We start from the raw sequence: 25,365 nt of genomic DNA on the forward strand, positions 1-25,365 counted from the left end.
TTTTCTCCGCTCATGGCAACAGCGATACCGGTTCAGTCGCCGGGGCGTGCTGGTTGGGGACGTAGAACGCAATCTCCGTTCCCGGCGTCAAGCGGCGGATATGCAGCCCTTCGCCGTAGAGCAGTTTCACCCGATGATGAACATTCAGCAGGCCAATTTTATTGCCCGGCATCTCGTCGGCTTCGACGCGGGCCACCACCGCCGGGTCAATGCCGTTACCGGTATCCCGTACGCTAATGCGCACCCGGTTTCCGCATTCGTTGATGGCGATGGTCACCACGCCCTTGCCCCGACAGGGTTGAATGCCGTGGACAATGGCGTTTTCTACCAGAGGCTGAATCAGCAGGCTGGGGATGACGCAGCTGACCTCTTCGTCAATATCATAAATCACCGTCAGCTTGTCGCCGAAGCGGGCCTGCTCGATCGCGATATAATCCTTAATTTGGTACAGTTCGCGCTTGATGTCGATCTGCTCGTCATCTTTTAACTCAATGTTATAGCGTAGATAACGCGACAAATTGAAAATCAACTGCCGCGCGGTATCCGGATTCATGCGGATGGAAGAGGAGATGGCGTTAAGCGCATTAAACAGAAAATGGGGATTAATTTTACTTTGCAGGGCGCGTAGTTCCGCTTTATTGGCCATTTCACGCAGCTGTTCGGCCCGCGAGACCTCAAGCTGGGTGGAGATAATTTGCGACAGGCCGATCGCCATCTCCTGCAGCGAGGAGGTTATACGATGCGCGTGGCAGTAGTAAATTTTCAGCGTGCCGGTCACTACGCCTTTCTCGCGTAGCGGAATCACCAGCATGGAGTGGATCTCCGGTGTTCTGTAGGCTTCATCGTTGTTTTTAATGATGATGGTGTCGCTTTCAATGGCTTTGCGGGTGGTTGGGCTGATATCGTTGTTGCGATCGTTATAGTTATTTTCCCCGTAGCCAACGTAGGCCAGCACCCGGTCAGTGGTGGTAATCGCGACCGCGTCGGCATTGATGTCCCGGCGAATGATATCGCAAACCTGGCGCAGCGATTCGCTGTTGACGTGGCGGAACAGCGGCAGCGTTTTGTTGGCGATATCCAACGCCAGTTTTGCCTGGCGCGCCGCGCTGGCTTCTTTCTCGCCTTCCACGCTTTGGACCAGCAGAACAATAAAACCGATGCAGATGCTGCCAAGGATCATCGGAATACCGATTTTGGAGACAATATCGATCCCCAACGCCAGCGTCGGCGCCCACAGCACCACGAGGATCATGGTTAGCGTTTCGCACAGCATCCCGGCCAGAATCCCCACCTTCCAGCGCTGGGCTTTCGGGATTTTGCGGTTGATAAGCCCGGAAAGTAACCCGGCGACAATACTGGTGATAAAGCAGGGGATGGCAGTCACGCCGTCAATATCAATGAGATAGCGGTGTACGCCGGCAATCACGCCAACAATCGCGCCGACCCACGGCCCAAACAGGATCCCACCGGACATCACCGCGATAATCCGTACGTTAACCAGCGAACCTTCTACCGGAACGCCGGACCAGGTGCTAAATAGCGCAAACATGGAGAAAATGGCGGTGACCGCCAGCAACTCGCGAGGCGTATGTGCCGATTTATGCAGCAGTTCGCGGAACAGGCGTAAGCGGATAAGAAAAAAGAGGCAAATGAGCATTAATGCCGCGCGGTCAAAAACCGCCAGCAGCATATTAAATATATCGTGCATGGATGCGCCCAGGATTCGCGGGAAAGCAATATGATAGAAAACCTCACGCCAGAAGGCTAGCAGCAGAGATAAATGAGGAACAAGCATAAAAATTAAAGGGGATAAGTCGCTCACTCCAGCTATCAGGGCGTTGATGAGTAACGATGATACATTTGAGTATTATAAATGATATCAATATGTTGATTGTTTATTTAAGCGGCGCTCGTATTGGGAAAACGTTCTGCCGCATACCGATGCGGGATGACCCGTTTTATGCGTGGGCGATTATTTTTTATCAACCCTCTCGACAGCGTGTTTTTTTTCAGGTTATTTTCTAAGCGAGCCACATCGGTGGCCGCGTCGCTCGGACGGTCCGGGCGCTAACGTTAATCTGAGGAATCTATGGCTGAATTCAGTCCTGAACGCCGTTTTACGCGTATCGATCGTCTCCCTCCGTATGTTTTTAACATCACTGCCGAACTGAAAATGGCTGCGCGTCGGCGCGGCGAAGATATTATCGATTTCAGTATGGGCAACCCGGATGGTGCCACGCCGCCGCATATTGTTGAAAAACTGTGTACCGTCGCCCAGCGCCCGGATACCCACGGTTACTCTACTTCTCGCGGTATTCCTCGTCTGCGCCGCGCGATTTCGCGCTGGTACCAGGAGCGCTATGACGTGGATATCGATCCGGAATCAGAAGCCATCGTGACGATTGGTTCGAAAGAGGGGCTGGCGCATTTGATGCTGGCGACGCTCGATCACGGTGATACGGTGCTGGTGCCAAACCCCAGCTATCCGATTCATATTTACGGCGCGGTTATCGCCGGGGCGCAGGTCCGTTCCGTCCCGCTAGTGGAAGGCGTGGATTTCTTCAATGAACTGGAACGCGCGATCCGCGAGAGTTATCCGAAGCCAAAAATGATGATTCTGGGCTTCCCGTCTAACCCAACCGCGCAGTGCGTCGAGCTCGATTTCTTCGAGAAGGTGGTGGCGCTGGCGAAACGCTATGACGTGCTGGTGGTGCACGATCTGGCCTACGCCGATATCGTCTACGATGGCTGGAAAGCGCCGTCGATTATGCAGGTGCCCGGGGCGCGCGATGTGGCGGTCGAATTCTTCACCCTGTCAAAAAGCTACAACATGGCTGGCTGGCGTATCGGCTTTATGGTGGGGAATAAAACGCTGGTTAACGCACTGGCCCGCATCAAAAGTTACCATGACTACGGTACCTTCACGCCGTTGCAGGTGGCGGCGATTGCCGCGCTGGAAGGCGATCAGCAGTGCGTGCGTGATATTGCGGAACAATATAAACGTCGCCGTGATGTGCTGGTGAAAGGGCTGCATGAAGCCGGCTGGATGGTTGAATGCCCGAAAGCGTCAATGTACGTGTGGGCCAAAATTCCGCAGCAATATGCGGCGATGGGCTCGCTGGAGTTCGCCAAAAAGCTACTGCAGGAGGCCAAAGTGTGCGTCTCGCCGGGAATCGGCTTTGGCGACTATGGCGATACTCATGTGCGTTTCGCATTGATCGAAAATCGCGATCGTATCCGGCAGGCTATTCGCGGCATCAAATCCATGTTCCGCGCCGATGGACTGCTACCGGCAGCCAGTAAAACGGTAGCTGAACATCACGAATAAAAAATGGGAGCCGTCTGGCTCCCATCTCTTTACTGCATACCAGGTTAAATCATCAGGGCGAAGGTACCGGCCCAAACGATGACCATAAAAGAAATTCCCATCAAAAAGTATTTCACGACATGTCACTCCGCATTTTGGCGAAACGCCTAAATGAATTTAACTTTAACCCTTGCAGGATTGTCGCAGATAAAACCAGACTATTCTGGCGACTGCGGCAGCCCGAAATTCTGTGCGTCAACTGCTCCAGATGGCGCTAATGTACGCTTAAAAAATGGTGGAAACAAGATCCATTTTTTTATTAATTTTTAGTTACTTACGACTGTCGTGAATAGGCGACACATTAATTTCATTCGGTAATAAATTCAATTACGGCGACGAAGATTTTTAGTAATACCCTGACATTCTGTAGTTATTTGATTTTGGGATTTTTTCTATTAGCGAAGAGGTGCAGAAATCACTTTCTGCACCCTAAACGATGAGGTTAGCGGGCGGCCGTCGGCGCGCGCCATTGATGCGGATAACGTGCGGGAACAAAACGCAAGGTAAGCGCCATTAAGAGGAAAACGCAGATGGCATGGAATTCCCAGTCTAGCTGGTAGTTTCCGCTCAGGCTGCGTAGCAGCCCTGAAAGCCACGGCGATAACCCGGCGATAATAAAACCGATGCCCTGCATAAACGCCACCAGTCTACCGGCGACGGCAGGCTGCGGCGAATGGTCCAGCGCCAGCACCAGACACAGCGGGAAGGCGCCGCCCAGTCCTACGCCGCAGCTCACGGCCCACAACAGCGGCAATTGTTGTGGCCACCAGATGAAACCGCAGAACCCGAACAGTTGTAGCGCAAGCGCCAGCATCAGCAGCTTACGGCGATCTTCATGGCGAGCGAGCATCGGTAGTACCAGCGCGCCGGCGGTCTGGCCGACGGTCATCAACGCCAGAAGCGTGCCGCTAAACTGAGCGCTGTGGCCAAGCTGCATATAATAGGGTGGTAACCAGGCAATCAGGCTGGCGTAGCCGCCATTGATCAGCCCGAAATAAAGGCTAAGAGTCCAGGCCCGGTGGTGACGAAAGACCGACGGCGCGGTTTGCGCCGATGCGGCAACCGGCGCGGCGGGCAGCATTTTGCAGAGCGGCAACCAGCCAATGACTGCGGCCAGAGCCGGTAGCGCCCACCACGCCAGCGCGTGGTGCCAGAGCGCGCTATGCTGCGCAAGCCAGGGAGTGATCGCGGCGCCAAGGCCGCCGCCGCCCATCAGCGCCGCCGACCACAATCCCATCACCTGCGGCGTGCGGCGATGAAAAAGACGTTTAATGACGCTGGGTATAATCGCCTGAATCACGCCGATGCCAATCCCGCCGAGCAGCGCGCTGCTAAGCAGCAGGCCGCTTTGCGGCGCCAGCTCGCGCAGGATTGCGCCAATGCCTATCGCCAGCAGACTTAACGCGATACTGCGGTTTTCACTAACGTGGCGATTAATCCATCCACCAGCGAGCGCCAGCACGCCCATCGCGACGACCGGAAGCGCGGTCAACAGTGAAACCAGGGTAAAGCTCATGCCGGTTGCTCGCTGCAGTTGCGGCAGAAATGGACCTATCGAGGTCAGTAGCGGGCGCATATTAATGCCGATCAGCACCAGCACAAATAACGTCAGCATATTGCGTTGCGTCTGGCTCATTACGCTTTACTCGCCCAGCGCTGATACAGGGCCAACCCTTCGGGTTGCGGGCAATGGTGTATGGGGAGTGATTGGTTGTCTAACGGCTGCTGCAATTGCTGATAGATAGCGGCGGTAGAGAGATTGAAGCGCTCGCCATCCTCATTGCTGTTGGCAAAATAGACTTCGCGCACGCCGGTTAAATACATCGCGCTCAGACACATCGGGCAGGGTTGTCCGCTGGCGTAAACCACGCATTCGCGCAATACCTGATTGCCCAGACGTAAGGAAACGTCGCGGATGGCATTGAGTTCAGCGTGCGCGGTAGGATCGCCGCTCTGGTGCAAGGTATTCACCGCTTCGGCAATGACTTCACCGTGGCGCACAACGACGGAGCCGAATGGGCGGCCACCGTTTTCAACATTTTTGGCAGCAAGCGTAATGGCGCGCTGAAGATGGTTAGCATGAGTAGACATGAGCGGCTCCTGTAGAGGTCGGGTAGAAGAACTCAATCGGCGGCAGGCTGGAGATTGAATTCTGCTACAGGGTAGCGAGCTGATGCCATAAGCTAAAAGACTTATTTATAATTGAGTTAATCAGATTAACTTATGGATTGAGAAATACCCGGGTGTTCTACCAGGTATATCCGACGCCGAGGATGCCATACAGCTCGCCTCTGTGCTGGACAATGGGACTATCGGCGATATCGTCATCATAGCGTTCGTAGTTTGCCGCCACCATACCGACCCAATGCGGGCTAAAGCGGTAGCTGGTTATGATGGCGACCATTGGCGATACCGTCGTGCCGGTATCCCACTGCGGGCGCTCGGGCGTTGCCTCGCCCGCAGAGACGCCGCCAAAATAGTAGTTCGCCATGTTATGACTACGCACCATCAGCCCCATACCGGGCATCACCAGCAGATTGTCTTTAACGATCGGGAAATCGGCCCATAACAGCAGCTCCTGGCCGTTGCTGCGACCGCTAATATCGGAACTGATGCGCGCGCTTATCAGCGCGTATGGCGTGATCCAGGTAGCGCCAATACCGCCCTCCAGCTCGCCTTTACGCTCGTCCATTCCCTTGAATGCCGCATCGTCGCTGGGATCTAAATTACCGAAACGCCAGCGCCCGTAGCCATAAAGCGCGATATTGTCATCAAGGTGAAAATAGTAGCGGGCGCGATCGCCCAGATACATTAACTGGTCGCCAAAATACAATCCTCCGGGAATAAAGTGGGTTTCATTGTCCTGCTTTTGGTAGCGCGCGGTACCGCTAATCGCGGCGGCGCCGAGAACCCATCCTTTGGGTACCGGGCTATTCGGGTTATCGGCGGAAAAAATGTCGATCGAGCCGAGGTCGACCTCAGCGCGGGTGGCACCACAATACAAAGCAAGCGAACCGAGAATGGCTATGGGATATCGGGATAGTTTCAGCATGGGCTCATAGTTGGCACGGGATGATGAAGTCGATGTGAATCGAGCATGATAAACAATAGACGATAGCGAATGCGGTAGGGGGAGATTTTTTGTTTTTTATCGTACTTTTTCTGTTTTGCTTTTGGGGGGAAAGCAAAGTGTGCCAGTATCGACACTATCCATAATGGCGGATTATTCGCGTAAATAATCCGCACAAAAAATGAATGTTATGAATTAAGAATCAGTTCAGAGAGTGAAGCCATCGAATGATTTTCGTTGGTGACGATGCCTTCTTTTTTTAATTTTTCCATAATGGATTTAAAGGCGAGCTGTTTACTGCTTTCTGTCGCGTTAAGCAGGTCGCGGTTAAAGGCGGGATTCGATTGAATGATATAATTAATGAATTCGAGCAGCAGTTTATTCTGTGGCGGCGTTGATGGCTCGTTAATGGTTTTTTCATTATATGAATTCATCGCAGCTTCAGAATACTCAAGCGGACGACTGCTGATAGTGTGCTCGTAAATTTTTTCAATTTCTTTGCTGGTAATGTACAGCTTGCTGAGCTCAATCGTTGGCTTATCATCATTATCAGGAATGAAATTGCAGTAGATGACGTTTTTAGCCGGGGAGATAATGCTAAGCGTTTCTTCTTGCTGAATGTTATCCGGACTCTCCAGCACATCCATTAAATTTCTTGAGTGAGTGTGCCATAAACCAGAAACGGAAACGTTGAGCTTAATTTTGGCAATGGCGCTGTCGTGATCGGCATCAATGACCGACACATTTTCATTCAGGGTGATGATATTGTTTATTTTAGAGTGCTGAGACCAGGGCTTATTAGCTTTGGTAATATCATCAAAACCGCCGTAGCCGTATGACGAGTCGCCAACCCCCTGATTCCGGGTCAGGGCGCTATTGAGCGTGCCGCGATTCTTTTTCAGTTTCAGGCACAGGCTGATAGCACCGATATCGTGCCAGTGAAGTAAATCTTCCAGTTCGCACTGCAGGAGTTTTTGCGCACGAGCGATAGAGCAATACTCCAGCGGTGGGAGATTGTTCAACTTCCAAATGTTTCTTTCTATCTTATTCATGGCATTAATTTAATATAAATGTTTTTAATGGTCTGCGTTTCTGATTAACATAACGCGAGCGTTGTTATTTTGCTACACAATCCTTTTCATCAGAAACTATTCATCAGGGGAATGTATGTTCACGATTTGGAACATTTATACGACGGAGGGTGGTGGTTAAAATACCCTCTGCGGATGATTATAATGACTATTTTATAAATAACAAATAGAGTAATGCTTAATTAACGATAAAGACAATGTAAATCATAATAAATTACTCTAAAACTGAATGCGTTAGATGTTAATGATTGTATCGATAAAAAAAAGACGCTGCAGCGCCTTTTTATAATAATCATCGCTGGCACAAATTAGCGGGCGCTCTTCTGGAGAGTAAAACCGCCATCCCCTACCTGCGCCGTGGCATACCACGCCATTAATTCCTCGGTACCCGGCGCGCCTTCGGCTGGCGCCCATGGCGCGGAATCTTGTTCGTCTACCGGCTGATAGCCTCCGTGTTTGACTTCAAAGATGATACCGCCGCGATCGAGCGACAATACCGCATGCCAGGTGCCGGCCGCCATTTCCAGCGCCGTGCACTCTTCGCCTAATACCACGCGGTGGGTCACGGTCCCTTGTTCATCGAAGTTCAGCACCACAAAACGGCCGCTTAACGGCAGCAGCAGCTCAAAAGTATGAGGATGACAGTGTGGGCGAATGTAGGTTCCCGGCTCCATGGCAATGGCCAGACGCTGTACCGGATCGCTTAATTCTGGATGAAAATTCCGATGCGCCCGTAGACGGGGAGCCGCGGCTGCTGCTGCGCTCTGCTGCTGCATATCACTGATGGTGATTTGTTTCATGTATACCGCCTGCTAAAACTGATAACAAAGGCTTACGCCCGTTGGCACGACTCAGGTATCGGGAGTTTTGCGCGAAACAGCGCAGATTCCTCTCCCGGTTGCCTGATTATGCACATTCAGCGCCATTAGCATAGGGTAATTCATCAATTTCATATTGATGAATATATTGAAGTGATTTTTTATTTTTTTAGTGGCGTTGCTTAATTTTATCTCATCTCAATCATTATTATTTTATTGTTGGCGAAGGTGTGTAGCATAAAAAAATAGCAACATACCTGAGCGTTTCTTACAGAGGGAACCATAATTGAGTATGCAATGTATAAGCTACTGGGTAAGCAAGCTTGAGCCGCTTTGTGCCGAAATAGAAACGGAGTATCTTGATTTTATTATTGACCAGAGCGGTCTCGATTATTCCATTATCCCGGCACTTGAGGAGTTTTCTCCCCCTCTGCAATGGCAGTCCCTTTACCTTGGTCTGCCGGAGGAATTCCTGCCCGAAATAGCGCCGCTACTGATTCGTATCGTACTCAATGCCCCGCTACAGCGGCAGTGGTTTATCGAACTGGCGTATAAAACGCAAACCAGAACGCCATTACTGGCAATAGGGTCGCAGTGGACTTTCTCCACGCTAGCCGAATGGTTATGGACCGTTACTTTCGAGCATGCGATAAGGCTTATCTCTCGGCTTAGCAGCTTCTATCTGCATAACGGTGAGCATGGGTAAAAATCCGGTGGGTAAATTTATTTGCCTGTTTTTTTATCCTCTGAGGAGTGCGGCTGCCCACGTACTATGACGAACTATCGCGAACAACTGTTTTCTGAAATGCCTGGTATGAGAGGGATGTTGCGAACTACTGCGGATTATGACGAACTACTGATAAGTGTCCCCTGCAGGAACCATGTTTGATGATAATTAATTGATTTTAATTTATATATTTTGTACCACGTACAAAGGGATACTTTGAGGGATATGCTTTTCGTTTTCCCTCAAAGCTGTCTTGAGTGAAGGGGTGATGACTTTATACGCTCGAATTCAAGTGAGTACTTAGTAGTAGACTTAACTGACTGAAACCATTTTACATGCTCCCATTCTGCTCCAGCTAACAAAGCTCGCAATGTCTGTTTATCCCTTTCACTGGTTCTGAGCCCAAAAGCAATGGAGTTAACTGCTTCCGTTTCAAATTTTTTAGCACATGACTTAAAAAAAACCAATCGCCGCTCTCGTTCATATTTCCAACTTGTGTACTTAGTTCCGAGGACAGAGTAAAGAATATCGCCAGTTATGCTATTTAAGTCGTTCATACCAGGATAATGCTCAAAGTGCTTGAAGCGCTCAATAATGTCGTCAAATGGATAGTTATCTTGGTAAGTAACATCTATAGGGAAAATATGTGAGCCTTCAGGCCTGATTTTTTGTTCTTTGAATCCTATGCATACACCCTTATGTTCATCAGCATAATGAGCCCACATTAACTGATTTTTTCGAGCCATGCTGAACGAACAAATACCCGCTGAGCTAAGTTTTTTTTGGAGGTAGTCTTCGTAAAGCTCACGCTCTTTTTGCGGCAAGGGATAACGAGCCCATACCGCATGTAGAACTTCATCGAATGAGGATTGTGCTTCAAATGGGTCGTTTAAAGTTGATGGAGAAGCGAACCAGAGCTCTCGGTTCAGGAGTAGCTCTAAGCAGCTTTTATCAAATCTACGATATTTGAAAAGGATCCTACTTCTTGGCATGAGAGATTTCATCTTAATGTATCCATACTGATTTATTTGAGATTGTTGCTGAATAAGCCGCCAGTATGAGACATTGTAAAGTACTCCACCTCGTCATCCACCCTCCTGGCAAAGAGATTGTTGTTGATTTGACAAGCTCCTGATTGATTAGCCTATCCGAGGTTAGTAATGCCTTAATTAGCAATGCAAAAAGGCCTCCATGAGGAATGCTCTAGCCATGGGTCTTGAAGGCAAACCCATCAATTATTGATCTTATTACCTCGTACTGCCTTTTTGTTTTGGGGCGATTCCACAAGCTTCGGGTAGAGGCTCTTGCGCACTGCCAAAACTTGTCTGCATTGCTTTGGGCTTAGATACGGCTGAAAGTGCTTGCAGTGCTGTAGATACTTGGTGAGTGTGGCTCAATTTTAATTCCTTGGCGGTTACGGAAAAGGGCTACTTTTTGAATCTGTATACGGTCGTCTTTCCTGCTTTGATGCCCTTTGCGCTTAAAGCTGTCACTATCTCGGGGTAACTCATACCGTCAGCCCACATAGAGGCAATTAGCTCGCCCCATGTGTGTACCTTCGGCCTTAGCTCTTGCTATTCCGGCAGTGCGGCGTTATGCGATAAGGTTTTTTTTCCATCTCTGCAAACCCAGCCATCATAAGAAGCATCATTTTCCCGACTGGTGTGCTTAGGTCAGTTCCTTTACGAATAGCGTTGAATGCCACATTGCAGCAATCTCTATGCTGTTATTTGTCTTCATGGCATACCAAGGATGTGAACGCCTCAAGGCCAACGGTATGAAGCATTGTTGTTGTTGCGATCTCTGTAAGGTCTGAAACCTGCAATATTTCTGCGCTACCATTAGATGATTTAAACTCATATTGCCGGGATGCTCTTGTTTGGTCATCTATGGCTGAAAGCGTTACTGCCATTGGCTTTTGCGTATTTTCTGCAATGAGAATTTGGTTAGCTCCTCCGGGGAATTCCTGCACAGTCATAACCGCAGATCTCCCTGTACTCACACCCATGCAATTGTAATCGTGGGTCATGCTCTCTTTGCCATCTAATGGCTTGTATTTTGCTGATGCACCAAAGCAGGTAAGAGTCAGCACTGCAAATACTAGTCTTTTCATAATCCCTCACAGTCAAAGTCGTTAGATTTATCATGCGCAATTCCTGCTAACTCTTTTGGCTGTAAGATGCTTTGGTTTAAATAGTAAATCGGTTTTTCTGTATCAGAAGTTTACTGTGAGTAACTGCAATTTATTGTTCTGTATAACTCATCTGAAAATAAAGCTTTGGTTCCCCCTCCTCCCAGTACTATGCAAATTTTAGCTGCAAGGAAAGCTTTCTCTTTGGTAGCTGTAACGGAAAAAAGGGGGGACTACACGATGAGGCTTCTTCAGCTCATGGTGCGATTTGTCTCCGCATATTAATATCTAGCCAGATCTTTTGAATTCCAGCCATTTCAGGGGGAGACAAAGAGACAAAGAAAAATCACTCTATGGGAAAGTAATTCATTTTAACGCGCTGTACCCGCGCTTGCGCCAGTGATGTTTCTGGGTATGTGCCCAAAGATAAGCGGCGTAGTTTACCTTCGCGCCGATAATGGAAACGCCATAGCTTAGAGCCGTTGGGTATTACAATCATGAACGGGCCGGAGGTGTCTGTTAGGGTGTAATCCGTTTCTTTGGGGGCTGCATTTTTAATCTGAAGCGTAGTAGTGCCACGGAATATCTCTCCCGAAGTTCTAACAGAGTGAGAGTAACAAAAAGAGATATCTGTGATTGTAGCTTGAGGTGCGATTCGCTGGAAATTGTTAGACATGCAATTAGGCTCTAAGCCTTGTCTGGTGCGGTTTTGATGGAGTTATGAAGAAGGGGTTATTCACGTTCGGATTGTCCCCTGCAGGAATCGAACCTGCAACTAGCCCTTAGGAGGGGCTCGTTATATCCATTTAACTAAGGGGACAAGGCGGCGGGATTATAGCGTTTTTTCCGCCGCCCGTTAAGCGCATTGCGATTAATTGCTTAATTTGCAGCCGTTTAGCCCTTTTTATCTGCTTCGGCCTTCGCTTTGGCTTTCTGTTCCTGGGTCATGTCGTTGCGAATCTGGGCGTGGCTTAGCAGGGCGAAGATAAAGGTGCCGCCGCAAATGTTGCCGGCGAGCGTCGGCAGCGCGAACGGCCAGAAGAACTCCTGCCAGGGCAGGGCGCCGCTGAAAATCAGATAGAAAATTTCCACACTGCCGACGACGATATGCGTGGTATCCGCCAGCGCAATCAGCCAGGTCATCAGGATGATGACGATGACTTTCGCCGAGCCGGCTGCCGGGAACATCCAGACCATTGTCGCCACCAGCCAGCCGGAAATAATCGCGTTGGCAAACATTTCGGTTGGCGTGTTTTCCATTACTTTCTGGCTGATGCTGTGAAACGCCTCACGAGTGGCGTCATCGAAAATCGGCATGATATTAAACGCCCAGGCGGCGATAGCCCCACCCAGTAAATTACCTAATAACACCACGCCCCACAGGCGCAGCAATAGCGCAATATTACCGGCGCTGGGTTTATGCATAATCGGCAGTACGGCGGTGACGGTATTCTCCGTAAACAGCTGCTGGCGGGCGAGAATGACGATAATAAAGCCAAAGGTGTATCCCAAATTCTCCAGCAGATAACCACCGGGCAGGGCGCTGAGGTGAACGTGAAAAATTCCTTTGGCGACCAGCGAGGCGCTTATCGATAAGCCGGCGGCAATCGCTGACCACAGTAGCGCCATAGCATCGCGCTCGAGCTCCTTTTCACCCTCCTGGCGAATCACCTCATGTGTAGCCATTGCCTGTGAAGGCAGACGCTCTTCATCCACTTCTATTTTCTCGCCATGTTGCTTCTCTTCGCTTTCAACTTCTCGTTCATCGCTATCATGTGTGCCGGTGGCGGTATTTTGTCGGGTCATGGCTGCTCTCCCTTTGTATTTGTTACTAAGCGTAGAGAGAAATCAGCGCGGCGGCACAGGATATGCTCCTAAATTCAGCGCAATGGCAAGAATAGCAATACGAATATTGCAAAATATGTATAGAATCGGGAAGCTACATTGATGCCAAAGAAGGCTATGCTGAAAGCAGCTACCCAACGATAAAATGCTAATGGGGGCGCCGTCCCGGATGCCTCCAGCGATAGCCAGAATTAACAGGGAGAAACCTATGAATTATCGCCTGTCGGCGCTTGCGCTTGGCGCCACATTGCTGGTGGGATGCGCCAGTTCCAGCACTGACGATCGGTCGCAGGGGCGTTCAGATCCGCTTGAAGGGTTTAACCGTACCATGTTCAACTTCAACTTTAATGTCGTTGATCCTTATGTACTGCGCCCCGTTGCCGTCGCCTGGCGTGATTATGTGCCGCAACCGGCGCGTAATGGTTTAAGCAACTTCACCAGCAACCTTGAAGAACCGGCGGTAATGGTCAACTCCTTCCTGCAGGGCGATCCCTATAAAGGCATGGTGCATTTCACTCGCTTCTTCCTTAACACCATTCTTGGGATGGGCGGCTTGATCGACGTGGCCGGTATGGCGAACCCGCAGCTGCAGCGCGTTGAACCGCATCGTTTCGGTAGCACGCTGGGCCACTACGGCGTGGGCTACGGCCCGTACGTACAGTTACCGTTCTACGGCAGTTTTACCCTGCGTGATGAGGGCGGTGACATGGCCGATGGTCTGTATCCGGTACTCTCCTGGCTGACCTGGCCGATGTCCATCGGTAAATGGGCGGTAGAAGGGATTGAAACCCGCGCTCAGCTGCTGGATTCCGACGGCCTGCTGCGCCAGTCTTCCGATCCGTACATCCTGATGCGAGAAGCCTATTTCCAGCGGCACGACTTTATCGCCAACGGCGGTAAGCTGACGCCGGCAGATAACCCGAACGCGCAGGCGATTCAGGATGAGCTGAAAGATATCGATTCGCAGTAATCCACGCGGGTCAGAAAAGAAAAAGGGTGAACATGATGTTCACCCTTTTTTATATCGTTTGCTTATCAGAAGCGGTAGTTGAAGTTCGCGCCGTACAGCCAGGCGGTACCTTCAGAACGGAAGGTGTAAGGACCTTCTTTAATTTCTACGTGCTGACCGTGCATGTAAGAGACACCAACATCCACTGAAGCATCTTTATTGAACGCGTAGGTGGTACCGGCGCTCAGCCACAGGCGATCCTGATCCGGGATAGAGATGGAGCGGGTGCCAGCCGGGATCGGGCTATCATCGAAGGCGATACCGGTACGGAAGGTCCAGTTATCGTCATAATAATAGGTGGTACCCAGCGCGATGCGATAAGCATCTTTAAAGCCTTCATCTTTATAGAACAGCGTCTGGCCATTGCTGCCGGTGGCCTTCAGCTCCTGGAACTGGCTCCAGCTGGTGTAGGTCAGGCTATAGTGAACCGCCCACTGCGGCGCGACGCGGTTATAACCCGACAGCTCCCACATTTCTGGCAGATTGAGAGTCAGCGCGCCGTTAGTGGTACGGCCATCGGTACCGGCCGGTAGACCGAAGTTGCCGAGGATCTGGTTATACGCGGACGGCAGATCGCTCTTATAGTTGCCGTCAAAGTCGATTTTAACTTCAGAGCGGTAGGTGAAACCGTAGCGGTTGTTTTTGTCCAGCTCATACAGGATACCGGCGTTCCAGCCGAAGCCCCATTCGTTGCCGTTCAAATGCGCAATCTGAGTGTCGGCAGGGATCTGCGAGACCCGGCCAGCCAGCGCTGGCGGCAGCTTGCCGGAACCGGCAACGATCTGTCCTAAATCACCGGCGTAGCGTTCGATTTTCGCTTTCGCATACACCGCATCAAACCCTAAACCAAAGCTCCAGTTGCTGTTCAGGCGATAGGCGCCGCTTAAATTGAGGTTAACGGTGGTGAGATCGGTTTTACCACCCATACTGCCGGCAGCATAGTCATCAGCGAATTCAGTCGCGAGACCATAGTTAGAGGTAATAGATGCGCCCCAACCAAACTGATCGTTAATTGGCGAAACAAAGTGGAAGTTTGGTACCCATGCCGTTGGGGCAATATTGTCTGCATTCAGACTTTTACCGGTCGGCGAGGTACCAGAAACATTAACGTCCGGGTCGACGAAGACGGCGCCTGCCGACATCATCGGGCGGTCAAACATCATGATTAACGCGGGGTTACGGCTGGCGTTGCCCGCATCGTCAGCGATTGCCCCTTCACCGGAATAGGCACGACCAAGGCCGGATGCAGAGAATTCATTTAACTGGAATCCTGCGGACCAGGCTTGGGTTGAAACAAGTGCTACAGCCACTGCAAGGGCAGATTGGGTAAAGCGGGTTTTCTGGCTCATGCCCATAACCTCATTGAGTTATTTTTATTTAAACTATGTTACATGCCGTAACAGAAGCGCGAAGTGTAGGGTCTGCTTTACGACAGAGAAATCAGACCAGTGGCCTGAGTATAGGTCTGACCAGATGAGTTGTTGCAAGTTTGTTTATAAGATTTTTCAATTGTGATAACAGAAACGCGATCCAGCTGGCAAAATTGCCCCGGTGCGTCATATCCAATTTGGGGCATTTTTGTTTTGGATCATTTTTAAGTGTGATTTCTGTCACTTAAACGTTTTCCTGCCATTAACAACTGGAGGGCGACCGAGGGCGGGCGTAAAATACGCGCATCATTTGTCTGGCACCGAAGGTGCATATACAGAGGAAATCTACGATGAGTAAATGTAGCGCTGATGAAACCCCGGTTTGCTGCTGTATGGATGTTGGCACCATTGTGGACAACACCGACTGCACCGCCTCCTACAGCCGCGTGTTTGCTAACCGCGCTGAAGCGGAAGCGACGCTCGCCGCGCTGAGCGAAAAAGCCCGCAATGTGGAGTCTGAACCGTGCAAAATTAACTCGACGTTCACCGACGTTGACGGCGGCGTGCAGCTGAATATCGATTTTGTTTTTAGCTGCGAAGCGGAATCGCTGATCTTCCAGCTGGGTTTACGTTAATCCTCTCTCGTAACGCCTCTTTCCAGAGGCGTTATCTTTTCTATTCAATGTGTTTTGGCTCCCACTTTTTCTCTTCCCCGATTGGCTTAATGTAAAAAATTAGTTAAGACTAGTTATCAGGTCAGACCACTTGGTTTTATCGGTTAACAGGGGAGAGTTATGAGTCAGGCATTACCGCTTATCACCCGTCAGGGCGATCGCATTGCCATTGTCAGCGGTTTACGTACCCCATTTGCCCGTCAAGCGACGGCGTATCACGGCGTTCCGGCCGTTGATCTGGGAAAAATGGTCGTCGGCGAAATGCTGGCGTGCAGTGAAGTTCCCCCGGAAGTGATTGAACAGCTGGTTTTTGGCCAGGTCGTGCAGATGCCGGAAGCGCCGAATATTGCTCGAGAAATTGTCCTTGGCACCGGAATGAATGTGCATACCGACGCCTATAGCGTCAGCCGCGCTTGCGCCACCAGTTTCCAGGCGGTAGCCAATATTGCCGAAAGCCTGATGGCCGGCACTATCCGCGCGGGCATTGCCGGCGGCGCTGATTCCTCCTCCGTTCTCCCTATTGGCGTGAGTAAAAAACTGGCCCGCACCCTGGTGGATGCCAATAAAGCGCGCACGCTTGGTCAGCGGCTAAAACTCTTTTCCCGCCTGCGTTTGCGCGATCTTTTACCGGTGCCGCCTGCGGTTGCGGAATATTCAACCGGTCTGCGGATGGGCGACACCGCCGAGCAGATGGCGAAAACCTGGGGCATCAGCCGTGAAGATCAGGACGCGCTGGCGCTGCGTTCACACCAGCTTGCCGCCCGCGCCTGGGAAGAGGGCAAACTGGCCAGTGAAGTGATGACGGCCTATGTACCGCCTTATCGCGAGCCGCTGGAGCAGGACAACAATATTCGTAAAAATTCAACCCTGGCGGATTACCAGAAGTTACGTCCGGCGTTCGATCGTAAACACGGCAGCGTGACGGCAGCAAACAGTACGCCGCTTACCGACGGCGCCGCCGCGGTGATCATGATGACCGAATCCCGGGCCAAAGAGCTGGGGTTAACGCCGCTGGGCTATCTGCGTAGCTATGCTTTCACCGCTATTGATGTCTGGCAGGATATGCTGCTGGGCCCTGCGTGGGCGACTCCGCTGGCGTTGGATAGGGCGGGAATTACCCTTGCAGACCTTACGCTAATTGATATGCATGAAGCTTTCGCCGCGCAGACGCTGGCGAATCTACAATGTTTAGCCAGCAATCGTTTCGCCCGGGAGGTTCTGGGGCGCCCACAGGCGACCGGGGAAGTCGATGCCAGCAAGTTCAACGTGCTGGGTGGTTCCATCGCCTACGGACACCCCTTCGCGGCGACCGGTGCGCGCATGATCACCCAGACGCTGCATGAACTCCGGCGCCGCGGCGGCGGATTTGGTCTGGTTACCGCCTGCGCGGCGGGTGGTTTAGGTTCCGCTATGGTTCTGGAGGCCGAATAATGGAAGCGGCAACAGCTTTTACGCTTGAAATTCGCCCGGATAATATCGCCGTTATCACCATCGACGCGCCCGGCGAAAAGATGAATACCCTGAAAGCCGAGTTCGGCGGCGAAGTGCGGACGATTATCCGTCAGCTCCGTGAGAACAAAGCGCTGCGCGGCGCCGTATTTATCTCCGCTAAACCCGACAACTTTATCGCCGGCGCCGATATCAACATGATTGCTCGTTGTACCAGCGCCTCAGAAGCCGAAGCGCTGGCGCGCCAGGGCCAGCAGATCATGGCCGAGATCAACGCGCTTTCTATCCCGGTGATTGCCGCCATTCACGGCGCCTGCCTTGGCGGCGGCCTGGAGCTGGCGCTGGCCTGTCATGGGCGAGTCTGTAGCGATGATGATAAAACGCGCTTGGGATTGCCGGAAGTACAACTGGGGTTGCTACCGGGCTCCGGCGGCACTCAACGCCTGCCGCGGCTGATTGGCGTCAGTACGGCACTCGAAATGATCCTCACCGGTAAACAATTGCGTCCGCGTCAGGCGTTGAAAGCCGGGCTGGTGGACGATGTTGTCCCGCAATCGATATTGCTGCGGACCGCGGTTGAGCTGGCGCTACAGGGCCGGCCGGCGAGCCGAACTGTACCGGTGCGCGAACGGGTGCTTGCCGGGCCTCTGGGGCGTCAGCTGCTGTTCCGCATGGTGGCGAAAAAGACCCGGCAAAAAACGCAGGGTAATTACCCGGCTGCAGAACGTATTTTACAGGTGATAGAAAACGGGCTGGCGCACGGCTGCAGCAGCGGTTACGCCGAAGAGGCGCGAGCGTTTGGCGAACTGGCGATGACGCCGCAATCGCAAGCGTTACGTTCTATTTTCTTTGCCAGTACCGATCTGAAAAAGGATCGTGGTGCCGAGGCTGACCCCGCTGCGCTGAATAGCATCGGTGTGCTAGGCGGCGGTTTAATGGGGGGCGGTATTGCTTACGTCACCGCCTGTAAAGGCGGGCTGCCGGTACGTATAAAAGACATTCAGGCGAAAGGCATCAATCATGCGCTTAAGTACAGCTGGGATCTGCTGGATAAGCAGGTGCGTCGCCGCTATCTGCGCGCCAGTGAACGCGATCGTCAGCTGGCGCTGATTTCCGGCGCTACGGATTATCATGGCTTTGCCCATCGCGATGTGGTCATCGAAGCGGTGTTTGAGGATCTGGCGCTCAAGCAGCGGATGGTGGGCGAGATCGAACAATGCTGCGGGCCGCAGACGATCTTTGCCTCCAATACCTCATCGCTACCGATCGGCGAGATCGCGGCTCAGGCCGCCCGGCCAGAGAAGGTAATTGGTCTGCACTTTTTCAGCCCGGTCGAAAAAATGCCGCTGGTTGAGGTTATCCCGCACGCAACGACCGATGAGCAAACCATCGCCACGGTGGTGAAGCTTGCGAAGTTGCAGGGGAAAACGCCGATCGTGGTTGCCGACCGTGCCGGTTTTTATGTTAACCGTATTCTGGCGCCCTATATCAATGAAGCCATGCGCCTGCTGCTGGAAGGTGAGCCGGTCGAACATATTGATAATGCATTGGTAAAATTTGGTTTCCCGGTTGGACCTATTCAGTTGCTGGATGAAGTCGGCATTGATACCGGCACTAAGATTATCCCGGTACTGGAGAGCGCTTTTGGTGAACGTTTTAGCCCGCCTGCAAACATCATTGACGCGATTTTGAAGGACGATCGCAAAGGGAGAAAAAATAATCGCGGTTTCTATCTTTATGAGACAAAAAGGCGTAAAAGCAAAAAACGGGCTGACCCGGCTATTTACCCATTATTGGCAGTAGCAAGTCCGCAGGCGCGTTTGTCTGCTCAGCAGGTCGCTGAACGCTGCGTGATGATGATGCTCAACGAGGCGGCGCGCTGTTTTGATGAACAGATCGTACGTAGCGCGCGTGATGGCGATATTGGCGCCGTCTTTGGTATAGGTTTTCCGCCGTTTCTCGGCGGCCCGTTCCGCTATATGGATAGCCTCGGCGCGGGTGAAGTCGCCGCAATCTTGCAGCGTCTGGCCGCACAGTACGGCCCTCGTTTTTCTCCGTGCGACACCTTATTGCGCATGGCCGAGCAGGGGGCGACCTTTTGGCCCACTGGTGAACGGACGACCTAAGTTATGGTCAAAAGAAGGTAAATCCAACGTTGGCTGGCGCTGTTGATTGGCGGTTTTGTAAACAAATATTGACTATACTTACGCCATTGAGGTAAAAAACAGCGTTTCATTCGTTGGATGGATCAGGCACAATGCCCGGCCACCGGGTCGCCTGCGTATTGTTTACGCAGAGCGAGTTGCGGTGATTCTGGTTAACAAAAGCGGTGCAATATGCAAGTTTTTATCATGCGTCACGGCGACGCTGCCCTCGATGCAGCCAGTGACTCCGTTCGTCCCTTAACCGTTTGCGGTTGTGACGAATCTCGTCAGATGGCAACCTGGCTGAAAGGTCAAAAAGTGGATATTGAGCGGGTGCTTGTCAGCCCTTACCTGCGTGCAGAGCAAACTCTGGACATAGTAGGGGAGTGCATGAACCTGCCGAAAGATGTCGACGTGATGCCGGAACTCACGCCATGCGGCGATGTTGGGATGGTTAGCGCTTACCTTCAGGCGCTGGCGAATGAAGGCGTGAAAACGGCGCTGGTCGTTTCACACCTGCCGTTGGTGGGGTACCTCGTCTCAGAGCTGTGCCCGGGGGAAACGCCCCCGATGTTTACTACTTCAGCGATTGCCTGTGTCACCCTCGACGCCGACGGCAAGGGCGAATTCACCTGGCAGATGAGCCCCTGCAATTTGAGAATGGCGAAAGCCATCTAAGGCTTTCCCCCCTCGGAGCTTCCGCTTACGGAAGCTCTGGCGGCAACCACTCTTCAACTTCAATCAGTACTAATAGCGCGGCATCGCCGCCGTACTCTTTTGGTGCCTGATGGAACGCCATAATATGCGGATGTTGCGCCAGCCACAGCGGCGTTTGCTGCTTGAGGATATGTTTGCCGTGTCCGTGCATCACGCAGGCGCAGAAGATATGTTCGCGGCGGCAGGCGGCAATCAGCGCGCCTAATTCTTGTTTCGCCTGCTGCTGGGTTAAACCGTGCAGATCGAGAAACAGCTCCGGCGAATAGTCGCCGCGGCGCAGCTTTTTCAGCTCAAAATGGCTGACATCCGCGCGCACGTACTTCATCGCGCCTTCCGTATTGAGCAACGGCTGAAATTCGTCGGAAAAATAGTGGCTGTTATCCACCTGTTCCTGCAGCAATCGCTTAGGCGGAACCTCGCTGAGCTTCTTGCGCTGCGGGCGGTGTACGATAGTGTCCTGTTTAATTTGCCGGGTGCCGGTCATTAGCTGGCGGAACAGCGCCTGATCCTCCGCGCTTAGCGGTGTTTTCTTTTTCATTGCCCAATCTCACTATTTCTTTTCGCTAGTTTACCCGACTCGCCCGCGCTTCAGGCAAGGAAAACCTATTTTTCCCCACTCCGGCTGCGCAAGAATGCTGATTTATCGCCGCCGTCGTGGCAAACTAGCCGCCGAATTTATAGCAGAGCGTGCCCTGGAGGATTGCGTGGATAAAATTTTTGTTGATGAAGCGGTCAATGAGTTGCAGACCATTCAGGACATGCTGCGTTGGGCGGTAAGTCGTTTTAGCGCCGCCAACATCTGGTACGGTCATGGTACCGATAACCCGTGGGATGAGGCCGTACAGCTGGTATTACCCTCGCTGTACCTGCCGTTAGATATACCGGAAGATATGCGCACCGCGCGCCTGACTTCCAGCGAAAAACATCGTATCGTCGAGCGCGTGATTCGCCGCGTCAACGAACGTATTCCCGTCGCTTACCTGACCAACAAAGCGTGGTTCTGCGGACATGAATTCTATGTCGATGAGCGCGTGCTGGTACCGCGCTCGCCGATTGGCGAACTGATCAATAACCAGTTCGCCGGGCTGATAAACCATAAACCGCAGCATATTCTCGATATGTGTACCGGGAGCGCCTGCATTGCCATCGCCTGCGCCTATGCCTTCCCGGAAGCCGAAGTCGACGCTGTCGATATCTCCCCGGACGCGCTGGCCGTTGCGGAACATAACGTTGAAGAACATGGCCTGATTAACCAGGTTACGCCGATCCGCTCCGATCTGTTCCGCGATCTGCCAAAGCTGCAGTACGATCTGATCGTGACCAACCCGCCGTACGTTGATGAAGAAGATATGGCCGATCTGCCCGATGAATATGAGCACGAGCCGGTTCTGGGTCTGGCTTCCGGTAGCGATGGCCTGAAGCTGACGCGCCGTATTCTTGGCTGCGCGCCGGATTACCTCAACGATGACGGTATTCTGATTTGTGAAGTCGGTAACAGCATGGTACATCTGATGGAGCAGTACCCGGACGTGCCGTTCACCTGGCTTGAGTTTGATAACGGTGGTGATGGCGTCTTTATGCTGACTAAACAGCAGCTCATTGACGCGCGCGCGCATTTCGGCATTTATAAAGACTAAAAAAACAACACGCAAACATAACGAAAAGAACGGAGCCGTGATGGCAGGAAATACAATTGGACAACTCTTTCGCGTCACCACCTTCGGCGAATCGCACGGCCTGGCGCTGGGCTGCATCGTCGACGGGGTGCCGCCAGGCATTCCGCTGACCGAAGCCGACCTGCAGCACGACCTGGATCGCCGTCGCCCTGGGACATCGCGCTACACCACCCAGCGCCGCGAACCGGACCAGGTGAAAATCCTCTCCGGCGTCTTCGAAGGCGTGACCACCGGCACCAGCATTGGCCTGCTGATTGAGAACACCGATCAGCGTTCCCAGGACTACGGCGCTATCAAAGATGTGTTCCGTCCGGGACATGCGGATTACACCTACGAGCAGAAATATGGCCTGCGCGACTATCGCGGCGGCGGGCGTTCGTCTGCGCGTGAAACCGCGATGCGCGTGGCGGCCGGGGCGATTGCCAAAAAATTCCTCGCGGCCAAATTCGGTATTGTAATCCGCGGCTGCCTGACGCAGATGGGCGATATTCCGCTGGCTATCAAAGACTGGGATCAGGTTGAGCAGAACCCATTCTTCTGCCCGGATCCGGATAAAATCGACGCGCTGGATGAACTGATGCGCGGCCTGAAAAAAGAGGGCGACTCTATCGGCGCGAAGGTGACGGTCGTGGCTGACGGCGTACCGCCGGGTCTCGGCGAGCCGGTATTCGACCGCCTGGATGCCGATATCGCCCACGCGCTGATGAGCATCAACGCGGTGAAAGGGGTAGAAATCGGCGATGGTTTTGAGGTGGTTAAACTGCGCGGCAGCGAAAACCGCGACGAAATCACCAAAGCCGGCTTCCAGAGTAACCACGCCGGCGGCATTCTTGGCGGTATCAGCAGCGGCCAGCAAATTGTTGCTAACATCGCGCTGAAGCCGACCTCCAGTATTACCGTTCCCGGTCATACGATTAACCGCTTCGGCGAAGAAGTCGAAATGATCACCAAAGGGCGTCACGATCCGTGCGTCGGCATTCGCGCGGTTCCTATCGCCGAGGCCATGCTGGCTATCGTGTTAATGGATCACTTTATGCGTCAACGCGCGCAGAATGGCGACGTGACGACATCAATTCCACGCTGGTAACCGATGAAAAATACCGTTATCGCACTGCTGGCGCTTTTGGCCAGCACCGCCAGCCTGGCGGCGACGCCGTGGCAGAAAATATCCCAGCCGATTAGCGGCAGCGCCCAGTCTATTGGCGCGTTTGCCAATGGCTGCATCGTCGGCGCCCAGCCGCTACCGCTGAACTCCCCTGATTACCAGGTGATGCGTACCGATCAGCGTCGCTACTTCGGCCACCCGGATCTCGTGCAGTTTATTCAGCGACTGAGTTTGCAGGCGCACAATAAAGGTATGGGGACGGTGCTGATTGGCGATATGGGCATGCCTGCCGGCGGGCGCTTTAACGGCGGCCACGCCAGCCATCAGTCGGGCCTGGATGTTGATATTTTCCTGCAACTGCCGCAGACCCGCTGGACCTCCGCGCAACTGCTGAAACCACAGGCGCTGGACTTAGTCGCCCGCGATGGCAAGCGGGTGGTACCCTCACTGTGGAGCCCGCAAATCAGCAACCTGATTAAAATGGCTGCGGAAGATAACGATGTGACGCGTATTTTCGTCAATCCGGCTATCAAACAGCAATTGTGCCTTGATGCCGGTAACGATCGCCAATGGCTACGCAAAGTTCGCCCGTGGTTCCAGCATCGCGCCCACATGCACGTGCGCCTGCGCTGCCCGGCGGGCAGCCTCGAGTGCGAAGATCAAGCGCCGCCGCCGGCTGGCGATGGCTGCGGAGCCGAGCTGCAAAGCTGGTTTGAACCGCCTAAACCTGGGTCAACCCCACCTGTGAAGAAGACGCCGCCTCCGCTGCCGCCTTCCTGCCAGGCGCTACTGGATGAGCATCTTCTCTAATGGATAGTTTTGCCGAGCTGTTTATGGTTTCGCCAATGGTGCTGGTGGCACTCTTTTTTGTCGCGATTCTTGCCGGATTTATTGATTCCTTAGCCGGCGGCGGCGGGTTGTTAACCGTCCCGGCGCTGATGGCGGCGGGTATGCCGCCCGCTCAGGCGTTGGCGACCAACAAGTTACAGGCCTGCGGCGGTTCCATTTCCGCGACGCTCTATTTTATCCGTCGTAAGGTAGTGAATCTCGCCGATCAGAAACTCAATATTCTGATGACGTTTATCGGCTCGACGGCGGGCGCGCTGCTGGTGCAGCACGTGCAGTCCGATATTTTGAAGCAAATCCTGCCGCTGCTGGTAATAGGCATCGGGCTGTACTTTTTGCTGATGCCTAAGCTCGGGGAGTCCGATCGTCAGCGTCGCCTGTATGGCTTGCCGTTCGCGCTGGTCGCTGGCGGCAGCGTGGGTTTCTACGACGGTTTTTTTGGCCCCGGCGCCGGTTCGTTTTATGCGCTGGCCTTTGTGACGCTCGCCGGGTTTAATCTCGCGAAATCAACCGCTCACGCCAAACTGCTAAACGCCACCTCTAATGTTGGCGGCCTGCTGCTGTTTATTATTGGCGGCAAAGTGATTTGGGCCACCGGTTTTGTGATGATGGCCGGACAGTTTATCGGCGCTCGCGCCGGTTCGCGGCTGGTGCTGAGTAAAGGACAGTCGCTGATTCGGCCGATGATCGTCATCGTCTCCGCGGTGATGAGCGCTAAACTTCTTTACGACAGCCACGGGGCTGAGATTTTGCAGTGGTTGGGAATTCACTAATGCAACAGCAACACCATTATCAGCAGTTGGTCGAGATCTTCGACGGCTGCTTTGCCGATGATTTTAATACCCGTCTGATTAAAGGCGACGACGAACCGATCTATCTTCCTGCAGATAGCGAAGTGCCATACAACCGGATCGTGTTTGCTCACGGCTTTTACGCCAGCGCGCTGCACGAAATTTCCCACTGGTGTATCGCCGGCAAGGCGCGGCGAGAGCAGGTAGATTTTGGTTACTGGTACTGCCCGGACGGCCGCGATGCGATGACGCAAAGCAAGTTCGAAGACGTCGAGGTCAAGCCACAGGCTTTTGACTGGTTGTTCTGCACGGCGGCGGGATTTCCGTTTAACGTCAGCTGTGACAACCTCGAAGGCGACTTTGAGCCCGACCGCATCGCCTTTCAACGGCGCGTACATGCCCAGGTGATGACCTATCTGGAGCAAGGGATCCCTGAGCGACCGGCACGCTTTATTCGCGCGCTGCAACAGTATTATCAAACGCCGCCGCTGACGGCAGAACAATTTCCGTGGCCGGAAGACCTGCACTAAAGCCA

General features: G+C 52.8%; 24 protein-coding genes, 1 tRNA gene and 2 pseudogenes. 12 read left to right on the forward strand and 15 right to left on the reverse strand.

The annotated features are described in order from the left end of the window. Positions 1–10: 10 nt before the first annotated feature. Positions 11–1,708 carry a sensor histidine kinase gene (locus ABLV17_RS00085; RefSeq protein WP_045391561.1) on the reverse strand — a complete coding sequence of 566 codons (1,698 nt, stop codon included), beginning with the start codon at positions 1,706–1,708 and terminating at the stop codon, positions 11–13. A 381-nt stretch (positions 1,709–2,089) separates the two neighbouring features. Between ABLV17_RS00085 and alaC the strand changes: the two genes are divergently transcribed. Then, positions 2,090–3,328 carry an alanine transaminase gene (gene alaC, locus ABLV17_RS00090; protein WP_087860080.1) on the forward strand — a complete coding sequence of 413 codons (1,239 nt, stop codon included), beginning with the start codon at positions 2,090–2,092 and terminating at the stop codon, positions 3,326–3,328. Positions 3,329–3,372: 44 nt separating this feature from the next. Here the strand turns inward: alaC and ypdK are convergent, their stop codons facing one another. The 6 genes from ypdK to ABLV17_RS00120 all read right to left on the reverse strand — a co-directional run bounded on the left by ypdK (position 3,373) and on the right by ABLV17_RS00120 (position 8,328). After that, on the reverse strand, positions 3,373–3,444 hold the full coding sequence (gene ypdK, locus ABLV17_RS00095; protein ID WP_077777854.1) for a membrane protein YpdK: 72 nt from the start codon (positions 3,442–3,444) through the stop codon (positions 3,373–3,375). 365 nt (positions 3,445–3,809) lie between these two features. Next, positions 3,810–5,003 carry a cyanate transporter gene (locus tag ABLV17_RS00100; protein ID WP_308958803.1) on the reverse strand — a complete coding sequence of 398 codons (1,194 nt, stop codon included), beginning with the start codon at positions 5,001–5,003 and terminating at the stop codon, positions 3,810–3,812. After that, positions 5,003–5,458: a nucleoside deaminase gene (locus tag ABLV17_RS00105; protein ID WP_308958804.1), complete on the reverse strand. Its 456-nt coding sequence runs from the start codon at positions 5,456–5,458 to the stop codon at positions 5,003–5,005. The genes ABLV17_RS00100 and ABLV17_RS00105 overlap by 1 nt, the downstream gene beginning before the upstream one ends. 157 nt (positions 5,459–5,615) lie before the next feature. Further along, positions 5,616–6,419 carry a MipA/OmpV family protein gene (locus ABLV17_RS00110; protein WP_308958805.1) on the reverse strand — a complete coding sequence of 268 codons (804 nt, stop codon included), beginning with the start codon at positions 6,417–6,419 and terminating at the stop codon, positions 5,616–5,618. 206 nt (positions 6,420–6,625) lie between these two features. Next, positions 6,626–7,489, reverse strand: coding sequence for a hypothetical protein (locus tag ABLV17_RS00115; RefSeq protein ID WP_308958806.1), 864 nt, complete (start codon positions 7,487–7,489; stop codon positions 6,626–6,628). A gap of 347 nt (positions 7,490–7,836) precedes the next feature. Next, the gene (locus tag ABLV17_RS00120; protein WP_308958807.1) at positions 7,837–8,328 is read right to left on the reverse strand and encodes a WbuC family cupin fold metalloprotein; all 492 of its coding nucleotides are present in this window, start codon (positions 8,326–8,328) and stop codon (positions 7,837–7,839) included. 310 nt (positions 8,329–8,638) lie between these two features. Between ABLV17_RS00120 and ABLV17_RS00125 the strand changes: the two are divergent. Next, positions 8,639–8,959 (forward strand): annotated as a pseudogene (locus tag ABLV17_RS00125) (DUF4123 domain-containing protein); the annotation flags it as partial. Positions 8,960–9,315: 356 nt separating this feature from the next. On the opposite strand, the gene ABLV17_RS00130 reads toward ABLV17_RS00125, so the two are convergent. The 6 genes and pseudogenes from ABLV17_RS00130 to ABLV17_RS00155 all read right to left on the reverse strand — a co-directional run bounded on the left by ABLV17_RS00130 (position 9,316) and on the right by ABLV17_RS00155 (position 13,010). Further along, positions 9,316–10,077, reverse strand: a complete 762-nt coding sequence (locus tag ABLV17_RS00130) for a DUF2971 domain-containing protein (protein WP_308958808.1) — start codon at positions 10,075–10,077, stop codon at positions 9,316–9,318. A 592-nt stretch (positions 10,078–10,669) separates the two neighbouring features. Continuing rightward, positions 10,670–10,766, reverse strand: a pseudogene (locus tag ABLV17_RS00135) (recombinase family protein); the annotation flags it as partial. Between the two features lie 33 nt (positions 10,767–10,799). After that, a complete protein-coding gene (locus tag ABLV17_RS00140; RefSeq protein ID WP_308958809.1) occupies positions 10,800–11,186 on the reverse strand; it encodes a hypothetical protein in 387 nt (128 codons plus the stop codon). Between the two features lie 364 nt (positions 11,187–11,550). Beyond that, a complete protein-coding gene (locus ABLV17_RS00145) occupies positions 11,551–11,880 on the reverse strand; it encodes an Arm DNA-binding domain-containing protein (RefSeq protein ID WP_308958810.1) in 330 nt (109 codons plus the stop codon). Between the two features lie 72 nt (positions 11,881–11,952). Next, positions 11,953–12,024: transfer RNA gene (locus tag ABLV17_RS00150), tRNA-Arg, on the reverse strand. Between the two features lie 74 nt (positions 12,025–12,098). Further along, positions 12,099–13,010, reverse strand: a complete 912-nt coding sequence (locus ABLV17_RS00155) for a formate/nitrite transporter family protein (RefSeq protein ID WP_087860086.1) — start codon at positions 13,008–13,010, stop codon at positions 12,099–12,101. Between the two features lie 247 nt (positions 13,011–13,257). On the opposite strand from ABLV17_RS00155, the gene mlaA reads away from it, so the two are divergent. Beyond that, on the forward strand, positions 13,258–14,019 hold the full coding sequence (mlaA, locus tag ABLV17_RS00160; RefSeq protein WP_045376992.1) for a phospholipid-binding lipoprotein MlaA: 762 nt from the start codon (positions 13,258–13,260) through the stop codon (positions 14,017–14,019). A 65-nt stretch (positions 14,020–14,084) separates the two neighbouring features. Here mlaA and fadL read toward each other — a convergent pair whose 3' ends face one another. After that, positions 14,085–15,407 carry a long-chain fatty acid transporter FadL gene (gene fadL / locus ABLV17_RS00165; protein ID WP_045376989.1) on the reverse strand — a complete coding sequence of 441 codons (1,323 nt, stop codon included), beginning with the start codon at positions 15,405–15,407 and terminating at the stop codon, positions 14,085–14,087. A 371-nt stretch (positions 15,408–15,778) separates the two neighbouring features. Here fadL and ABLV17_RS00170 point away from each other — a divergent pair, with 371 nt between their 5' ends. The 4 genes from ABLV17_RS00170 (at position 15,779) to sixA (ending at position 20,373) form a co-directional block, all read left to right on the forward strand. Then, positions 15,779–16,063, forward strand: a complete 285-nt coding sequence (locus ABLV17_RS00170) for a YfcZ/YiiS family protein (RefSeq protein ID WP_015706185.1) — start codon at positions 15,779–15,781, stop codon at positions 16,061–16,063. 159 nt (positions 16,064–16,222) lie between these two features. Further along, positions 16,223–17,533: an acetyl-CoA C-acyltransferase FadI gene (fadI, locus tag ABLV17_RS00175; RefSeq protein WP_308958812.1), complete on the forward strand. Its 1,311-nt coding sequence runs from the start codon at positions 16,223–16,225 to the stop codon at positions 17,531–17,533. Then, positions 17,533–19,677 carry a fatty acid oxidation complex subunit alpha FadJ gene (gene fadJ / locus ABLV17_RS00180; RefSeq protein WP_308958813.1) on the forward strand — a complete coding sequence of 715 codons (2,145 nt, stop codon included), beginning with the start codon at positions 17,533–17,535 and terminating at the stop codon, positions 19,675–19,677. The genes fadI and fadJ overlap by 1 nt, the downstream gene beginning before the upstream one ends. Positions 19,678–19,887: 210 nt before the next feature. Then, positions 19,888–20,373 (forward strand): phosphohistidine phosphatase SixA, encoded by a 486-nt coding sequence (gene sixA, locus ABLV17_RS00185; protein ID WP_045391518.1) that lies wholly within the window; start codon positions 19,888–19,890, stop codon positions 20,371–20,373. A gap of 25 nt (positions 20,374–20,398) precedes the next feature. Here the strand turns inward: sixA and smrB are convergent, their stop codons facing one another. Then, complete coding sequence (gene smrB, locus ABLV17_RS00190; RefSeq protein ID WP_101705203.1) at positions 20,399–20,950, reverse strand: endonuclease SmrB; 552 nt, start codon at positions 20,948–20,950, stop codon at positions 20,399–20,401. Positions 20,951–21,116: 166 nt separating this feature from the next. Between smrB and prmB the strand changes: the two genes are divergently transcribed. From prmB to ABLV17_RS00215, 5 genes are read left to right on the forward strand one after another with little or no spacing between them, the layout of a single operon-like run. Beyond that, on the forward strand, positions 21,117–22,049 hold the full coding sequence (gene prmB / locus ABLV17_RS00195; protein ID WP_026612250.1) for a 50S ribosomal protein L3 N(5)-glutamine methyltransferase: 933 nt from the start codon (positions 21,117–21,119) through the stop codon (positions 22,047–22,049). A 40-nt stretch (positions 22,050–22,089) separates the two neighbouring features. Next, a complete protein-coding gene (aroC, locus tag ABLV17_RS00200; RefSeq protein WP_087860091.1) occupies positions 22,090–23,175 on the forward strand; it encodes a chorismate synthase in 1,086 nt (361 codons plus the stop codon). Positions 23,176–23,178: 3 nt separating this feature from the next. After that, complete coding sequence (gene mepA, locus ABLV17_RS00205) at positions 23,179–24,003, forward strand: penicillin-insensitive murein endopeptidase (RefSeq protein WP_015706180.1); 825 nt, start codon at positions 23,179–23,181, stop codon at positions 24,001–24,003. After that, positions 24,003–24,812: a sulfite exporter TauE/SafE family protein gene (locus ABLV17_RS00210; protein ID WP_087860092.1), complete on the forward strand. Its 810-nt coding sequence runs from the start codon at positions 24,003–24,005 to the stop codon at positions 24,810–24,812. Before mepA ends, ABLV17_RS00210 begins: the two co-directional genes overlap by 1 nt. After that, on the forward strand, positions 24,812–25,360 hold the full coding sequence (locus ABLV17_RS00215) for an elongation factor P hydroxylase (protein WP_032708825.1): 549 nt from the start codon (positions 24,812–24,814) through the stop codon (positions 25,358–25,360). Before ABLV17_RS00210 ends, ABLV17_RS00215 begins: the two co-directional genes overlap by 1 nt. The last annotated feature ends 5 nt before the right edge of the window (positions 25,361–25,365 follow it).

This window comes from Klebsiella sp. CN_Kp091 (genome assembly GCF_040065095.1).
GTDB classification, from domain to species: Bacteria; Pseudomonadota; Gammaproteobacteria; order Enterobacterales; family Enterobacteriaceae; genus Klebsiella; species Klebsiella aerogenes.

Bases quoted from the DNA above. Each gene is read 5' to 3' on its own strand.
- smrB (WP_101705203.1), bottom strand. From the start codon at position 20,950: ATGAAAAAGAAAACACCGCTAAGCGCGGAGGATCAGGCGCTGTTCCGC.
- ABLV17_RS00145 (WP_308958810.1), bottom strand. From the start codon at position 11,880: ATGTCTAACAATTTCCAGCGAATCGCACCTCAAGCTACAATCACAGAT.
- ABLV17_RS00120 (WP_308958807.1), bottom strand. From the start codon at position 8,328: ATGAAACAAATCACCATCAGTGATATGCAGCAGCAGAGCGCAGCAGCA.
- ABLV17_RS00210 (WP_087860092.1), top strand. From the start codon at position 24,003: ATGGATAGTTTTGCCGAGCTGTTTATGGTTTCGCCAATGGTGCTGGTG.
- ABLV17_RS00140 (WP_308958809.1), bottom strand. From the start codon at position 11,186: ATGAAAAGACTAGTATTTGCAGTGCTGACTCTTACCTGCTTTGGTGCA.
- ABLV17_RS00115 (WP_308958806.1), bottom strand. From the start codon at position 7,489: ATGAATAAGATAGAAAGAAACATTTGGAAGTTGAACAATCTCCCACCG.
- ABLV17_RS00170 (WP_015706185.1), top strand. From the start codon at position 15,779: ATGAGTAAATGTAGCGCTGATGAAACCCCGGTTTGCTGCTGTATGGAT.
- ABLV17_RS00130 (WP_308958808.1), bottom strand. From the start codon at position 10,077: ATGAAATCTCTCATGCCAAGAAGTAGGATCCTTTTCAAATATCGTAGA.
- ABLV17_RS00110 (WP_308958805.1), bottom strand. From the start codon at position 6,419: ATGCTGAAACTATCCCGATATCCCATAGCCATTCTCGGTTCGCTTGCT.
- sixA (WP_045391518.1), top strand. From the start codon at position 19,888: ATGCAAGTTTTTATCATGCGTCACGGCGACGCTGCCCTCGATGCAGCC.
- aroC (WP_087860091.1), top strand. From the start codon at position 22,090: ATGGCAGGAAATACAATTGGACAACTCTTTCGCGTCACCACCTTCGGC.
- mepA (WP_015706180.1), top strand. From the start codon at position 23,179: ATGAAAAATACCGTTATCGCACTGCTGGCGCTTTTGGCCAGCACCGCC.
- fadL (WP_045376989.1), bottom strand. From the start codon at position 15,407: ATGAGCCAGAAAACCCGCTTTACCCAATCTGCCCTTGCAGTGGCTGTA.
- fadI (WP_308958812.1), top strand. From the start codon at position 16,223: ATGAGTCAGGCATTACCGCTTATCACCCGTCAGGGCGATCGCATTGCC.
- ABLV17_RS00085 (WP_045391561.1), bottom strand. From the start codon at position 1,708: ATGCACGATATATTTAATATGCTGCTGGCGGTTTTTGACCGCGCGGCA.
- alaC (WP_087860080.1), top strand. From the start codon at position 2,090: ATGGCTGAATTCAGTCCTGAACGCCGTTTTACGCGTATCGATCGTCTC.
- mlaA (WP_045376992.1), top strand. From the start codon at position 13,258: ATGAATTATCGCCTGTCGGCGCTTGCGCTTGGCGCCACATTGCTGGTG.
- ABLV17_RS00155 (WP_087860086.1), bottom strand. From the start codon at position 13,010: ATGACCCGACAAAATACCGCCACCGGCACACATGATAGCGATGAACGA.
- fadJ (WP_308958813.1), top strand. From the start codon at position 17,533: ATGGAAGCGGCAACAGCTTTTACGCTTGAAATTCGCCCGGATAATATC.
- ABLV17_RS00105 (WP_308958804.1), bottom strand. From the start codon at position 5,458: ATGTCTACTCATGCTAACCATCTTCAGCGCGCCATTACGCTTGCTGCC.
- ABLV17_RS00100 (WP_308958803.1), bottom strand. From the start codon at position 5,003: ATGAGCCAGACGCAACGCAATATGCTGACGTTATTTGTGCTGGTGCTG.
- ABLV17_RS00215 (WP_032708825.1), top strand. From the start codon at position 24,812: ATGCAACAGCAACACCATTATCAGCAGTTGGTCGAGATCTTCGACGGC.